Below are 14,383 nucleotides of genomic sequence, written 5' to 3' on the forward strand. Positions count from 1 at the left end.
TTGCTGAATTTATCAGCATAACCAAGCTTGAATTCGTTAGATTTTGTTTTAATTTATTGATTAATAAATATTTTTATCAAAAAATCAAATTGTTCAAAGATAAAGCGCCGTTGTCTGTTTTGTGATCAATGTAAGTATCCTAGTAACAGTGTCTCGTCACTAATTAGATAAGTTATCATAGTCGCTGAAATGGGTGTGCTTTAAAAAAAGGCAGTAAAAAAGCGCCGTGTTGGCGCTTTTTCATGTATAGCTATTGATGCCTAATGTGACAGTGACTGTCGATCTCGAAATGCTTGCTCTGCAATATTAAACTGCCTGACATCCATGCGCGCAAACTCATTGCAACTTTCACATGAGTGATGCGATTTCCCATCAATATATTCGTGTTTTATTAATAGCTTTGGTTGTTTACACCAATCGCAAATACCTTCAATCGTAAACATGTTTTCTCCCCACCTAGAAGATTTAGGTGCAATTTTCGCGGCGCATTATCCCATATAAAAGAGAATTAAGTTAACTATTTGTTACTTTAAGTGAGATGGAGATCGATTGCGTTGTCTATCTCTAGCGAGTGTTTTAATCGCGAGCGGTAATATTTCGCATTAAAAATAACATTTACTTAACGTGAGGCAGGATGATTTTTAACGCACCATTGAGTCGTTTCATTTCTTCTTGTGAGCCTTGAAGATCTGGGTGGTATATTTTGCACAGTTGCTTGTAGCGAAGCTTGATGCTTTTTTCATCGGGAAGTTCACTGGGTTTAAAGCCAAATAATGCACAGGCTAATAGTAATTTTTGATCCTGAGATTGAGCAACATGATTGTTTTGTAGCCTTTTGATCTCTTTGAATAAGCTTTCAAGCTGCCTTTTTTGCTGTTTGATCATAAAAGCCTGCGATTCGATTTCTTGCTGGTGTTGACTATTTTTATCGTGTTGCTGGGTCTTACGTTTTCGGCTCCAGAAGCGGAAAAGATAGATAAGCATCAAAAGGAGTACCATCAGCAACAACAGAGATAAGTAATCCGTCATGATAGAGCTTGTCGAGTTGCGATCAACGGGTGCAGTGCTGACCACCATGTCAGCTTCATCGCTGCTGTCAAAAGCGCTGTCTAATTGGCTGATGGAGGAGACTTGTTTTGCACGTTGTTGATTGAATTTTTCTTGCAATACACGGGCATAACCCTCTTCGGCTTGGCTACTCTTACTTGCCGCAATGCGATACCACATTTCTGACAATTCTAACGCTGAGGGTGGCGAAGGGAGTGTTTCGTATGTTCTAGCGAGTTGTAATTGAGCATTCACATCGCCGCTAGTGGCTAAGTCTGTCAGCCAAAATAGAGCTTGAGGGATGTCTTTTGGGGTTCCTTGTCCCTTTAAATAGAGGTTGGCTAGCCTAGATTTGGCTAAGGGGTGTCCATTCTGCGCCGCTTGCTGAAACCAATAAAACGCATTGTTTAGGTTAACAGCAACTTTGTCCCCTTGCTGATAAGCCAGCGCCAATTGATATTGCGCATTTGAGTTTTGTTGCTGAGCTTGGGCAGTTAGCTCAGCAACAGGAGAAGCCAGTACTAATGAGGAGAAAAACAGGCACAAACTAAGGACAACTCTCAAATTTTCACCATGTTTTGTGGGGCTAATTTCTGTTCAAATAGTAGCGCATTTCTATCGAATGCACAGAGCAGAATAGCGCATTAATGGTTATCTAAGACGTTTTGGAGCAGGTGCGCCATCAATCGGTCGGTTTACAGATACTTTACGGCCTTTTTTTAACCCAGTTTCGTAATCCGCGGTAATATTTTTCATAGCATCACGCAGCTGCTGCTTGAAGGTTTCACGGTCAATATTTTGAAACTCTTTATCAATGTAATTATTGATTTTGTTATTGGATTCATCATCGGCGGTGATCACTGGAAGCTTTTCTAATGCCCCTTCAATCCAACCCGAAACGAATGAATTGACGCGCCGTGTGACTTCCATGCTGGAAGTGCCACTGCCCGCGAAACTATTTCGAAATTGGCCTGTGTGCTCGTTCATTTCTCGGTAAATGATATCAAAAGCGAATGCGGCAAAAATAGCGCGATCGGCCTCACCAATAAACTCAACACGTTTGAGTCCTTTATGATTGAGTAGCACCGCTTCTACACCAAACTTAGTATTGATACCGCGGATCACTCGCAGTAGTGATGAGGTGATCGATGCGGGTAGTAAATGGGTTGATTGGGTTTTGCCCATCTTGATAAATTCGATGTCATCTTTATCAAGCCCATACTTCAGCATCAGGCTATGCGCCATCTTGATGGCATTGGCCGCTTCATTCACATTCGCGGAATTACCAAGTTCAAGACATTTAGCGATCTTCTTTAGAGCTTTCTGTTTATCCATTAATTCGCAAATACAATTCTACAACTTCAGAAAAGTCCGACATTTTAGCGGTTTTATGCTGGAAGTGAAAGCGAAGTGGAGAATCGCTGCCCAAAATCAGGCAGCGAGTCGAGAGGAGGTTGGTGGTTTAAATACCAAGTTCATCCAATAGATCTGTTGTCAAATCATCATCACTGTTGTTTTGCTTGTCATTTTTTGCTTTGGCAGACAGTTTTTGTTGAGTCGCTTCTAAAATTGAATCAGGGCTTTCATCTTCTTGAACTTCAAACTCTTCAAGTTGGATGAATTCGGTTTTATCCATTGCCAGTTCAAGATAGAAAATATTATTACTTTCTGTCGAGAAGGTAACTCGGCGTGCTTGTGGACGATCTAAATTAGTATCCACCGACAAAATTACCTGTTTGTTGAGTGACAGCATCTTCGGTTGGTTTTGGGTAATGTTGGTTTGCAGTTCTTTGCGGATTTTATTTGTGAAGTCGCCTACGAGTTGATTCATCAATTCGCCCAGTACATCGCCCACCTCGTCAGAAGTGTGCAGTACGGCCAGCTCTTCTTCTGGCATTCCCATGTTGCGCATATAACTGGTGTAAATTTCCAGCGCAGCCTTGGCCGTAAAGTTGATAACAACGAGCCCAGAGAAGCCACCATCAAACAAAACGAAACAGCCGAAATCTGGCTTTAGTGACGTTTTGTTGATTTTTTGTACCATCGCTGAGTAAGCAATGTTGGTCGCCGTTGCAGAACTGAGCACTCCTGACACTGATTGACAAAGCTTAAGCAAAATATCTTCAGTGGTAACAATCTTGTTTTTTTTCATTCTGATATCCGTAATGTGCATTGCAGTTTAAAAGCGGTATTTAACTCTCTATATCAATATATAAAGCATAAAGCGTTAATTAACTATATATAGCTAAAATGTTGTGTACAGGAAAAATGTCGTACTGATGACTTTTTAGAGAGATTCATTCTTGCATTGAGATTCTGATTTGATCACCTTTTTAAATGTTGTAAAGTGACGAAATTCAAAGATTAATATCAAAATAACCATTAACCCACAGCTGATTGGATCAGCGCAGTAGGGGCAGGAAGCAAATGTTACCAAGACTTCATCACCAAACGGACGTCGATCCCGTCGTTTTGAGCTTTTTACAACAACTCGAAAACGAGGGGTTTAGCGGCGATATCGAATCACAATACTCTAGCCGACTTGCTGTTGCGACTGACAACAGTGTCTATCAGCAATTGCCTCAAGCCGTTGTACATCCCAAATCAACTCATGACGTAGCACTTATTGGTAAGATTAGCTCAAAACCAGAGTTTGAGAGAGTCACTTTTTCACCGCGCGGTGGTGGCACTGGTACCAATGGCCAGTCGTTAACCAAAGGTATTGTGGTTGATTTATCTCGTCACATGAACCAAGTGCTTGAAATTAATGCTGATGAAGGTTGGGTAAGAGTACAAGCTGGCGTGGTGAAAGACCAATTAAATGATGCGGTCAGACCATTAGGTTATTTTTTCTCACCGGATCTTTCGACCAGTAACCGAGCTACACTTGGTGGCATGATCAATACCGATGCGTCAGGGCAGGGCTCTTTAAAATATGGCAAAACGTCGGATCATGTCTTGTCTCTACAAGCCGTTTTTGCCGATGGCTCGGTACTTGAATCGGATCTCTCATTAGGCTTGCCTGAAAGTGGTACTTTTGCTGCGAATGCTTTGCAAGTGACCGAAGCGGTATGCCGTGAAAAGCGCGAACAAATTGTGGCGAAATTTCCACCTCTTAACCGCTTTCTGACGGGTTACGATCTTAAAAATGCGCTTGATGAAGAAGGTGATCACTTTAATCTCACTCGGGTACTTTGTGGCGCAGAAGGCTCTTTGGTCTTCATCACAGAAGCAACCTTGAATCTGACGCCTATCCCCCAAGCTCGCACCTTAGTCAATGTGAAGTACAACAGCTTTGATTCGGCATTGCGTAATGCTCCTTTAATGGTAGCGGCCAATGCGTTATCGGTTGAAACCGTCGATTCCAAAGTATTAAATTTAGCTAAGCAAGATATTGTTTGGCATAGCGTCAGCGAGTTATTAGCGGATGTTCCGGGCAAAGAGATGCAAGGCATCAACATGGTCGAATACGCAGGCCAAAGCGAGCAAGAGGTCGCCGCGCAGGTCGCTTCATTGACGCAGCGTCTTGATCAGATGCTTGAGCAAGAACAAGCGGGCATCATTGGCTATCAAGTGTGCAGTGATTTGGCGAGCATTAACCTGATTTACAACATGCGCAAAAAAGCGGTGGGGTTATTAGGGGCGGCCAAAGGCAAGGCTAAACCCGTTGCTTTTGCTGAAGATACTTGTGTTCCTCCTCAACACTTGGCTGATTTTATTAGCGAATTCCGTACCTTGTTGGATAGTAAAAATCTCAGTTATGGCATGTTTGGTCACGTGGATGCGGGCGTGTTGCATGTGCGTCCTGCTTTGGATTTGTGTGACCCACAGCAAGAGCTTCTGATGCATGAAGTGTCTGATGAGGTAGTCAAGCTGGTGGCAAAATATGGCGGTTTAATGTGGGGCGAACATGGCAAAGGTTATCGCTCCGAATATGGCCCCGCGTTTTTTGGTGAGGAGCTATTTACTGAATTACGACGAGTTAAAGCTGCCTTTGACCCGCACAATAAAATGAACCCCGGCAAAATATGTACGCCACTTGAGACCAATTTTGAATTGGTCAAAGTCACGGACACCAAACGCGGCTATTTTGATCGTCAAATCGATGTGAAGGTCCGTGACAGTTTCAAACAGGCGATGGAGTGTAATGGTAACGGTTTATGCTTTAACTATGACACCAGTTCGCCGATGTGCCCGTCGATGAAAGTCACGGCGGATCGTCGTCACTCACCGAAAGGCCGTGCCGGTTTGGTGCGTGAATGGTTACGCCAACTTACCGAGCAGGGTGTGGATATTCTCGACCTAGAGAAGCAAGTGTTGGAGTCAAACCCAACCATCAAAACCATGATTGATCGCGTGCGTAACTCTTTCAATAAATCGCGCGAGTACGATTTTTCACATGAAGTGTATGAAGCGATGAACGGTTGCTTGGCGTGTAAAGCGTGTGCCAGCCAATGTCCAATCAAAGTGGATGTGCCGAGTTTTCGCTCTCGTTTTTTAAATATCTACTACTCACGTTATCAGCGTCCGGCTAAGGATTATCTCGTCGCGAATATTGAAACGCTTTTGCCGGTCATGGCAAAGGCTCCGCAAGTGGTGAACGGGGTATTGGCTCAGAAATGGGTACAAAGCTTCACCGCTTCAACCGTTGGTTACGTTGATGCGCCCTTGCTTTCGGTACCGACGTTGGCAAAGCGTGTCGCAGGCCAAGTGGTGAAATTCGATATGCAGCGCCTCGCTGGGCTGTCACAGCAAGATCGCGCTGAACATGTGATTATCGTTCAAGACCCATTCACCAGTTATTACGATGCTGAGGTGGTTGAAGATTTCGTGCAATTGCTGATCAAATTAGGCAAAAATCCGATACTGTTGCCATTCAAACCCAATGGTAAAGCGCAGCATATCAAAGGATTTTTAAAGCAATTCACAACCACTGCGAAAAACACCGCTGCGTTTTTGTCGCAGGTAGCGGATCTCAACATTCCGATGGTCGGTGTCGATCCAGCGTTAGTGCTTTGCTACCGTGATGAGTACAACGAAATTCTTGGTGATAAGCGCGGTGAGTTTGATGTGCTGACCGTTCATGAGTGGCTGTTGCCACGTTTGTCGGAGTTTAACCATCACCAAAACCACAGTGACGCGCCTTGGTATCTGTTTGCTCATTGCACGGAAAAGACCAAACTACCGAATGCAGAAAAAGAGTGGTGCGCGATATTTAGCCATTTTGGTTCCCAGTTAAAAACGGTGCCAGTTGGTTGTTGTGGCATGGCAGGAACCTTTGGCCACGAACAGGATAAGCTGGAGATGTCGAAAGATATTTATGGTTTAAGCTGGAAGCCAAGTTTAGAAAAACTGCCCAAAGAGCGTTGCTTGATCACAGGGTATTCCTGCCGCAGTCAAGTGAAACGATTTGAACAGGTAAAACCAAAGCATCCGTTACAAGCTTTACTGGCATTGTTGTAAACCCTAAGCCCAGACCTTGCTGGGCTTTTTACTATACTGTCGATATTGGTTTGGAGCGAAGCACAGTCAGGTGGAGCAGCATGGATAAATTTGAACTGAAAATACCCCCAGTGGCGATATTTATTGTGGCGCTACTGTTGATGCATCGTATCTCATACAGTTTTGAGTTTGCAAGCCTCGCTTTACCTCTGCCTCGAGTAGTCTTTGCGATTTGCTTTGTTTTATCTGGCATCGTTGGTTTAATGGGGATTTACGAATTTCGTCGCAAGAAAACTACGGTCAATCCAACCAAACCAGAAACGACATCGTGTATTGTGGATAGCGGTATCTACCGTTATTCGCGTAATCCGATGTATCTGGGGCTCTTTTTCCTGTTGTTTGGCGTGGCTTATTGGCAACACAATGGGTTGAGCCTCGTGGTCGCATTTTTATTTGTGTGGTTTATGAATCGTTTTCAGATTTATCCAGAAGAGCGAGTGCTGGAAGCGCGTTTTGGCGAAGGGTATGTCGATTACAAGCAGCGTGTCAGGCGCTGGATATAGTTGAATGTCGTAAGGCATCCGAAATCAAAAGCCCCGCAAGAATAGCGGGGCGGCAATCTATACAACGAACATGGTTCTAGATAATGAGCAAAAGAGCTCAAGTCATAGTGAAAAGAATACGGTTAGGCTGCTTTTGAAAATTGAGCTAAAAACATCTCTTTACGTTCATTGAAGCGATTAACTAAGTCATCGACTGCTTCTTGGTCATAAGGTTTCAGGCCACTGGCTACCATGCGCTTTACCCCTTTCCCTACGATTTGACCGTTTTCTTTAAAGGCAAAGTTAAGCGTGACAATGCCACGTTTACCGTCAACATCAAACGTCGCACCAGAAAACTCAACTTCAGGTGAAGTGAGGTCTAAACGTTCAAATTCCACTTCCATGCTTTCATAGATGACTAATGGGCGCTGGCAGTTAATCATCATCTGCGCTTCTTCCATCAATGGCACCATGATGTGCGGGAAGTTCATACCAGAAAACTGCACATAGCTCGTCACAACGTGTTCGATAAATGCGGTGTTGTGGCTTACTTGGCCTTCACGGCTCATGTGTAGATACTCTTTGCCGGCAGTATCGACAAGAGCGCTCTCTTTCATGCACTTATTTTCAATGTGCAGTGCAATACCATCGCTGACCATGCCTGAAAAATCAAAACGCATCTTTTGGCTAATGCCTTCTTTTTGCAGCAATACTGCAAAGAGCAAATCGCCCGGAACACAGAAACGCTTGCTGTCTTCGTCGTGGATTGGGTTGAAATCTCCCGCCACTTTTTTAGCAAAGTGACTCGCTTGTTGGCGAGTGAACTGGAATTTTTGATCTTGATGAGAGAAATAAGATGTAAGAGACATAATGTACGCTGTATAGCCAAAACTGACGCGATTATAAGTCAACTCTACTCGATGAATGGTCCAATCAGTAAAAAGAGCCTCACAGAGAGCGAGGCTCAATAGCGTAACATTATAAGCTAGGGAGAAGATTTTCCGGCATGAGAGAGTTATGTACCGCCAGTTCTAGCAAAGTATTGGATTGTTCAATGTCTGGCGAGAAGTAGCGATCCTTATCGTAAAACGAAACTTTTTTACGCAGGATTTGTTTCGCTTGTTCGACCAATGCGGAGGATTTATTGGGCGCTCTGAAATCGAGCCCCTGCGCGGCAGAAAGATACTCGACCGCTAAAATACCACGCGTGTTTTCGCTCATATCACGCAGACGACGACCAGCAAACGTTGCCATCGACACGTGATCTTCTTGGTTGGCCGAAGTAGGTAAGCTGTCAACAGAAGCCGGATGGGCGAGCGTTTTATTTTCACTGGCTAGCGCTGCCGCCGTCACTTGCGCAATCATAAAGCCAGAGTTAACGCCACCGTTGTCCACTAAAAATGGCGGGAGCTTGCTGAGCGCGCTGTCAATCAAGAGCGCCATGCGTCGTTCTGACAAACTACCTATTTCGGCAATCGCTAGCGCCAAATTATCCGCTGCCATTGCGACGGGCTCTGCGTGGAAATTGCCGCCAGAGATGATGTCGCCATCGTCTGCAAACACCAGAGGGTTGTCGGAAACGGCATTGGCTTCCACTTCTAGCGTTTCAGCCGAATTGCGAATTTGCTGTAAGCACGCGCCCATCACTTGTGGTTGGCAACGCAGTGAATACGGATCTTGCACTTTTTCACATGCGGTGTGGGATTCACCAATCTCGCTGCGGCTGTCAAGTACGTGGCGATAAGCGCTGGCGGCGTCCATTTGCGCGCGATGACCGCGAACGCGATGAATGCGCGGATCAAACGGGCGGCGACTGCCCAGCGCCGCTTCGACCGACATCGAACCACACACAATGGCGGAGGCAAATAAGTCTTCTGCGGCAAATAACCCCTCTAGTGCAAATGCGGTAGAAGCTTGTGTGCCATTGAGCAGCGCGAGCCCCTCTTTTGGCGCTAAAGTAATAGGAGTTAGCCCTGCGATTTTCAACGCGTCCAGCCCAGAGATAATTTCGCCGTTGTGGCGAGCTTGCCCTTCGCCGAGCAGTACCGTACTCATGTGTGCTAAAGGCGCTAAATCACCCGATGCGCCAACCGATCCCTTTTGTGGAACACAGGGGTAGACTTGGTGATTAACTAACGTCATCAAGGCGTTGATCACCTCAAGTCGAATACCAGAATACCCACGGGAAAGGCTATTGATTTTGAGTACCATCATCAAGCGAACGGTTTCATCCGCCATGAATTTACCAATGCCCGCAGCGTGTGAAAGCACGATGCTGCGCTGCAAGGTTTCTAAATCTTCAGGGGCAATTTTAGTATTGGCAAGTAGGCCAAACCCCGTGTTGATACCATAAACAGTACGATTTTCGGCAATCACTTGCTCAACGACTTGTGTGCTTGCTTCAATACCCGCTATCGCGCTGGAGTCGAGTGATACGGTGACCGGATTTCGGCTTACTTGACGCAGTGCTTTTAAGCTCAATTGGCCCGGTTTAATAACAAGATTTAACATGTTTTTTTGTCCTTACTTCAGTTGCGCGAGTTCATGGTTGAGCATTGGCAGGTCGAGCTTTTGTTCTTTAGCACAGCGTTTCGCAATGTCATAACCTGCATCAGCATGGCGCATGACACCTGTGGCTGGGTCGTTATGTAAAACACGCGCAATGCGTTGCGCTGCGTCATCTGAACCATCACAGCAGATCACCATGCCAGAGTGCTGAGAAAAGCCCATACCTACGCCACCGCCGTGGTGGAGTGACACCCAAGTTGCGCCACCGGCTGTATTGAGCAGTGCGTTGAGCAGCGGCCAATCGGAAACAGCGTCTGAGCCATCTAGCATACCTTCAGTTTCACGGTTTGGGCTTGCTACCGAGCCGGAATCTAAATGGTCGCGACCAATCACGACTGGCGCTTTTAACTCGCCACTTTTCACCATCGCGTTAAATGCTTGGCCTAAACGTTCGCGATCTTTCAAACCCACCCAACAGATGCGAGCTGGTAGGCCTTGGAATTGAATGCGTTCGCGCGCCATGTCTAGCCAGTTATGTAGATGAGGGTTATCAGGGATTAACTCTTTCACTTTTTGATCGGTTTTATAAATGTCTTCGGGATCGCCAGACAGGGCGACCCAGCGAAAAGGTCCAATCCCCTCACAAAACAGTGGGCGAATGTAGGCTGGTACGAATCCTGGGAAGTCAAAAGCGTTTGCCACTCCTTCTTCGAGAGCCATTTGGCGGATATTGTTGCCGTAGTCGAGTGTGGCAGCGCCGCGTTTTTGCAGCGTTAACATCGCTTGAACTTGGACGGCCATCGATGCTTTGGCCGCCTTGACCACTTGGCTTTCATCTTGAGTGCGCATTTGAGCGGCGTGTTCCATGCTCCAATTTAAGGGTAAATAACCATTGAGTGGGTCATGGGCCGAGGTTTGGTCTGTCACCACATCGGGGGTGATATTACGCTCAACTAGCTGTGGAAAAATATCGGCGGCATTACCTAACAAACCGATAGAAATCGGTGTCTCCGAGCTATCGATCATCGCCAAGGCTTCATCTAAACTGGTGGCTTTTTTATCGACATAACCAGTGCGTAAGCGGTAGTCGATGCGCGATTCATCACACTCGACCGCAATCATGGAAAACCCAGCCATGGTTGCCGCTAATGGTTGAGCGCCGCCCATGCCACCTAAGCCGCCAGTCAATACCCAGCGGCCTTTTGCGCTACCAGCAAAATGCTGTTTAGCGATGGCGACGAAGGTTTCGTAAGTACCTTGTACAATGCCTTGTGAGCCGATGTAGATCCATGAGCCAGCCGTCATTTGACCGTACATCATCAAACCTTGCTTATCGAGCTCATTAAAGTGCTCCCAGTTGGCCCAATGTGGTACAAGGTTTGAGTTGGCAATGAGCACACGTGGTGCATTTTTGTGCGTCGGGAAAACACCGACAGGTTTGCCTGATTGAACCAAGAGCGTTTGATCCTCTTCAAGGCGTTCAAGCACTTCAACAATTTTATCAAAGCACGGCCAATTTCGGGCCGCGCGGCCAATGCCACCATACACCACAAGTGCATGTGGGTGCTCTGCAACGTCTGGGTCAAGGTTGTTCATGAGCATGCGCAGTGGCGCTTCGGTTAACCACGATTTGGCTCGAAGTGTTGTACCGTGAGGGGCGCGAATGGTGCGCGTGGTATCAAGACGTTGCTCTTGAGTATGGGGTTGCGTCATGTTGAGACTCCTTGTGTTTCACAATGTGGCGCTATTGTTGTTATGGTGCCAGTATCGGGTTAAGTGAGGTGTAGCGATTAATCGTCGGTCATGGCATTGGCGATATCCCAACACAGCCTTGCCGCGAGACGAGCAGTTTGATTGTCTTGGTCAAATTGCGGGTTGTATTCGGCAATGTCGGCAATTAACAGCTTATTTTTGTGGTAGAAAATTTTGTCAAAATAAGGGGCAAGCGCTTCATAACTTACGCCACGTGCCGCTGGGGCGCTGACTCCCGGCGCCGTTGCAGCTGGAAAGACATCTAAGTCAATCGTCAAATAGAGATAGTCACACTGGTCAATGAAGTGTTGCAGTTCACGCAGATGATCAATCGGGCTTAGTGCTGAAAACTGATTATCTTGCATATACCAAACGCCCAGTTCATCAGCTCGTTGAAACAGTGCCGCCGTATTACTTGCTCGGCTCACACCTAAGCAAGCGTAATGAAATGGCCATTGATTTTGCTCGCACCATTGATGAATTTGATTAAAGGGAGTGCCCGAGCTAGGTCGCACCGAAGCGATCTCTGACTCAAAAGCACGTAAATCGAAATGTGCGTCAAAATTGATGATCCCAATCCGTGGTTGGCTGATGGCTTGTTGACTCAGATATTGCGCTGCGCCTTGAAACGTGGCCCAAGCGACTTCATGACCGCCACCCAGTACGATAACGGGCGTTTGTTTAAGCGTATGGGCAATCACATCAGCGCACTGTTGCTGAGCCAGCTCAAGCTCATCATCAATACAGCGAATATTGCCCAGATCAAAAAAGCGAGAGTGCTTATGCCAAGCCATGTTGGCCAGCGCTTGGCGAATGGCATCGGGGGCCTGTTTTGCGCCAATGCGCCCTTTATTGCGGGCCACCCCTGCATCGCATTCAAAACCGATAATGGCAATGGCTTTCTCATCTTGGTTTTGTTGAATGGGTAGCGTATTGACGGTGCAACGTTGAGTTTGATGGTGAACGCGTGTACCTAACTCGCCATCTTCGGCATCGTGACGGCCTTGCCACTCGAAGCAGTGCTGAGTGTTGCTAAAGGTAGGGTTATTCATAGGTAAATGCTCCGTCAACTACGCGTGCATGCAAACGCGGTACGCCTACTTGATAACTTAAATCGGCTGGGTGGCTAATATTCCAAATGGCGAGGTCGGCATCATAGCCAGTGGCAATTTTGCCGCGAGAATCAGCAAAACCTAACGCTTGCGCAGCATGTTGAGTCACACCTCGTAAGGCTTCTTGGGGGGTTAAGCCAAACAGTGTGCACGCCATATTCATAATAAGAGTGAGGTCAGCAAACGGCGATGTACCGGGGTTGAAATCACTTGCGATGGCCATTGGAATATGATGCTGACGCAGTAAATCAATCGGTGGGCGTTGGGTTTCACGTAAGAAATAAAAAGCACCGGGCAGCAAGGTTGCCACGGTATTGGAACGGGCGAGTGCAAACACACCTTGCTCATCTAAATATTCGATATGATCGGCAGACAAACCTTGGTAATGTGCGGTTAAAGCGCTTCCCCCTAGGTTTGATAATTGCTCGGTATGACCTTTCACTTGCAGCCCATGCGCAATTGCGGCTTGGAACACTTTTTCTGTTTGTGCCAGCGTAAAACCAATCGATTCACAAAACACATCGACGCTCGAAGCGAGTTTTTGTTCGGCCACCAGAGGGATGATTTCCTGACAAATATGCTCAACATAATCGTCTGATCGGTGTTGATATTCTGGTGGAATGGCGTGAGCGGCGAGCAGTGTTGTGACGACTTTAATGCGGCGATGATCCTCAAGGTGCTTAGCCGCTTTGAGCATTTTTATCTCATCATGGAGCGTTAAACCGTAGCCCGATTTGATCTCAACGGATGTGACACCGGAACGCAGCAATCCCTCTAACCTTGGCAGTGCTAGCTCAACCAATTGGTCAATGGATGCGCTGCGGGTGGCGTGGACGGTTGATAAAATACCGCCGCCTTGTTTGGCGATCGCTGGGTAGGGGACGCCTTGCAAGCGCATTTCAAACTCATTGGCGCGGTTACCGGCATAGATAAGGTGAGTATGGCAATCTATCAGCCCCGGAGTGATAAGCTTGCCTTGGCAATCTATGACTTTGTGTTCTGGCGCGGCGGCGATGGGAATGTGGCTATCAAGGTAGGCGTCAATTTTGCCCGCTTTTATCACCACAGTTTTAGGAGAGCTAGGCTGATAGCCAAGCTCTCCTTGTTCCATGCTGACGATACGCGCGTTGGTCAGTATTAGATCCATCTTTATTGTCACCGTTATCGCTTAGTACGCTGCTGATTTAAATGTATATACAAATAAATAAGGCAAAAGCGCACGCGGTGCAAGATGAATGTTGTAAAAGTGTGATCGAATGTTGAAATGTGTAGCGTTAGTCGAGCATCACTTTAGAGGTTAATTTGTATTTCGAGCCCGGGTGATAAAGCAGTGCAGAGCTGACTAACTTATCGCCACTCCAGGTACGGCGATTAAGTAGTAAACAGGGTTCATTGACGGCCAACTGCAACAATTGTTTGATGTGATGCTCGGCAATAATGGCTTCAACAGTGTGCTCAATGGCACTTAATGGGCAGTTTTGTGAAAGATATTGATTGGGCGTCATGAACGAAAAGTTTTGTTCAAGATAGTGGGGCGCGTAGTGGCTATTGACCCAACGCACTTCCAGTTGTATCGGAGTATCATTAGCAAAGTGAATGATTTCACTATAAAAAACAGAAGATCCTAGCATGACGCCGAGTTTGATAGCGACACTTTCATCTGCTGTTAACGCAAGTTGCTTTAAGACTTTACTGCGATATTGCTTCCCTCGGCTAGCGACCTCGTCAGCAATATTACGAATATCAAGTAGCGGTGATTCCGCTTTGTCTTCTACAGCGCAAACAAAAGTACCTAGCCTTGGTCGGCGTTGCAGTTTTCCATCAGCTACCAGATCCCGTATCGCTTTATTCACCGTCATCCGACTCACATTAAATTGCTCAGTCAGTTCTAGCTCGGTGCTTATACGTTGGCCGACAGGCCAGTGTCCGGATTCAATGTTATCTAAAATAAATTGTTTTATTTGTCTATAAAGTGGTGAG

At 46.4% G+C, this 14,383-nt stretch carries 12 protein-coding genes; 2 read left to right on the forward strand and 10 right to left on the reverse strand.

Annotation, left to right across the window (positions count from 1 at the left end):
• Positions 1-260: 260 nt before the first annotated feature.
• The 4 genes from AACT18_RS15220 to AACT18_RS15235 all read right to left on the reverse strand — a co-directional run bounded on the left by AACT18_RS15220 (position 261) and on the right by AACT18_RS15235 (position 3,199).
• Complete coding sequence (locus AACT18_RS15220; protein WP_010319035.1) at positions 261-443, reverse strand: hypothetical protein; 183 nt, start codon at positions 441-443, stop codon at positions 261-263.
• 172 nt (positions 444-615) lie between these two features.
• Entirely contained in the window at positions 616-1,593 is a 978-nt protein-coding gene (locus tag AACT18_RS15225) for a J domain-containing protein (RefSeq protein WP_094125746.1), read from the reverse strand.
• 105 nt (positions 1,594-1,698) lie between these two features.
• Complete coding sequence (locus tag AACT18_RS15230) at positions 1,699-2,382, reverse strand: DUF2786 domain-containing protein (RefSeq protein WP_017042255.1); 684 nt, start codon at positions 2,380-2,382, stop codon at positions 1,699-1,701.
• Between the two features lie 127 nt (positions 2,383-2,509).
• The gene (locus tag AACT18_RS15235; protein ID WP_026028133.1) at positions 2,510-3,199 is read right to left on the reverse strand and encodes a DUF3334 family protein; all 690 of its coding nucleotides are present in this window, start codon (positions 3,197-3,199) and stop codon (positions 2,510-2,512) included.
• A 275-nt stretch (positions 3,200-3,474) separates the two neighbouring features.
• Between AACT18_RS15235 and ydiJ the strand changes: the two genes are divergently transcribed.
• Positions 3,475-6,510: a D-2-hydroxyglutarate dehydrogenase YdiJ gene (gene ydiJ, locus AACT18_RS15240; RefSeq protein WP_161439651.1), complete on the forward strand. Its 3,036-nt coding sequence runs from the start codon at positions 3,475-3,477 to the stop codon at positions 6,508-6,510.
• Between the two features lie 50 nt (positions 6,511-6,560).
• A complete protein-coding gene (locus AACT18_RS15245; protein ID WP_094125744.1) occupies positions 6,561-7,052 on the forward strand; it encodes a methyltransferase family protein in 492 nt (163 codons plus the stop codon).
• 122 nt (positions 7,053-7,174) lie between these two features.
• Here the strand turns inward: AACT18_RS15245 and AACT18_RS15250 are convergent, their stop codons facing one another.
• The 6 genes from AACT18_RS15250 to hutC all read right to left on the reverse strand — a co-directional run.
• Positions 7,175-7,900, reverse strand: coding sequence for a DUF3581 domain-containing protein (locus AACT18_RS15250; RefSeq protein WP_088733057.1), 726 nt, complete (start codon positions 7,898-7,900; stop codon positions 7,175-7,177).
• Positions 7,901-8,009: 109 nt separating this feature from the next.
• Positions 8,010-9,542: a histidine ammonia-lyase gene (gene hutH / locus AACT18_RS15255; protein ID WP_094125743.1), complete on the reverse strand. Its 1,533-nt coding sequence runs from the start codon at positions 9,540-9,542 to the stop codon at positions 8,010-8,012.
• Between the two features lie 12 nt (positions 9,543-9,554).
• Positions 9,555-11,252, reverse strand: coding sequence for a urocanate hydratase (hutU, locus tag AACT18_RS15260; RefSeq protein ID WP_094125742.1), 1,698 nt, complete (start codon positions 11,250-11,252; stop codon positions 9,555-9,557).
• A gap of 77 nt (positions 11,253-11,329) precedes the next feature.
• Positions 11,330-12,343 carry a formimidoylglutamase gene (gene hutG / locus AACT18_RS15265; protein ID WP_094125741.1) on the reverse strand — a complete coding sequence of 338 codons (1,014 nt, stop codon included), beginning with the start codon at positions 12,341-12,343 and terminating at the stop codon, positions 11,330-11,332.
• Entirely contained in the window at positions 12,336-13,550 is a 1,215-nt protein-coding gene (hutI, locus tag AACT18_RS15270) for an imidazolonepropionase (RefSeq protein WP_094125740.1), read from the reverse strand. Before hutI ends, hutG begins: the two co-directional genes overlap by 8 nt.
• Positions 13,551-13,677: 127 nt before the next feature.
• Positions 13,678-14,383 (reverse strand): histidine utilization repressor (gene hutC / locus AACT18_RS15275; protein ID WP_254920009.1); only part of this gene is annotated, 706 nt, incomplete at its 5' end.

Origin of the sequence: Vibrio sp. V04_P4A5T148 (genome assembly GCF_963875605.1) — a bacterium.
Lineage (GTDB): Bacteria > Pseudomonadota > Gammaproteobacteria > Enterobacterales > Vibrionaceae > Vibrio > Vibrio anguillarum.

What these genes read in the sequence shown, in the direction of transcription:
- AACT18_RS15220 (WP_010319035.1), bottom strand. Translation starts at nt 443, where the DNA reads ATGTTTACGATTGAAGGTATTTGCGATTGGTGTAAACAACCAAAGCTA.
- AACT18_RS15230 (WP_017042255.1), bottom strand. Translation starts at nt 2,382, where the DNA reads ATGGATAAACAGAAAGCTCTAAAGAAGATCGCTAAATGTCTTGAACTT.
- AACT18_RS15235 (WP_026028133.1), bottom strand. Translation starts at nt 3,199, where the DNA reads ATGAAAAAAAACAAGATTGTTACCACTGAAGATATTTTGCTTAAGCTT.
- ydiJ (WP_161439651.1), top strand. Translation starts at nt 3,475, where the DNA reads ATGTTACCAAGACTTCATCACCAAACGGACGTCGATCCCGTCGTTTTG.
- AACT18_RS15250 (WP_088733057.1), bottom strand. Translation starts at nt 7,900, where the DNA reads ATGTCTCTTACATCTTATTTCTCTCATCAAGATCAAAAATTCCAGTTC.
- hutH (WP_094125743.1), bottom strand. Translation starts at nt 9,542, where the DNA reads ATGTTAAATCTTGTTATTAAACCGGGCCAATTGAGCTTAAAAGCACTG.
- hutU (WP_094125742.1), bottom strand. Translation starts at nt 11,252, where the DNA reads ATGACGCAACCCCATACTCAAGAGCAACGTCTTGATACCACGCGCACC.
- hutG (WP_094125741.1), bottom strand. Translation starts at nt 12,343, where the DNA reads ATGAATAACCCTACCTTTAGCAACACTCAGCACTGCTTCGAGTGGCAA.
- hutI (WP_094125740.1), bottom strand. Translation starts at nt 13,550, where the DNA reads ATGGATCTAATACTGACCAACGCGCGTATCGTCAGCATGGAACAAGGA.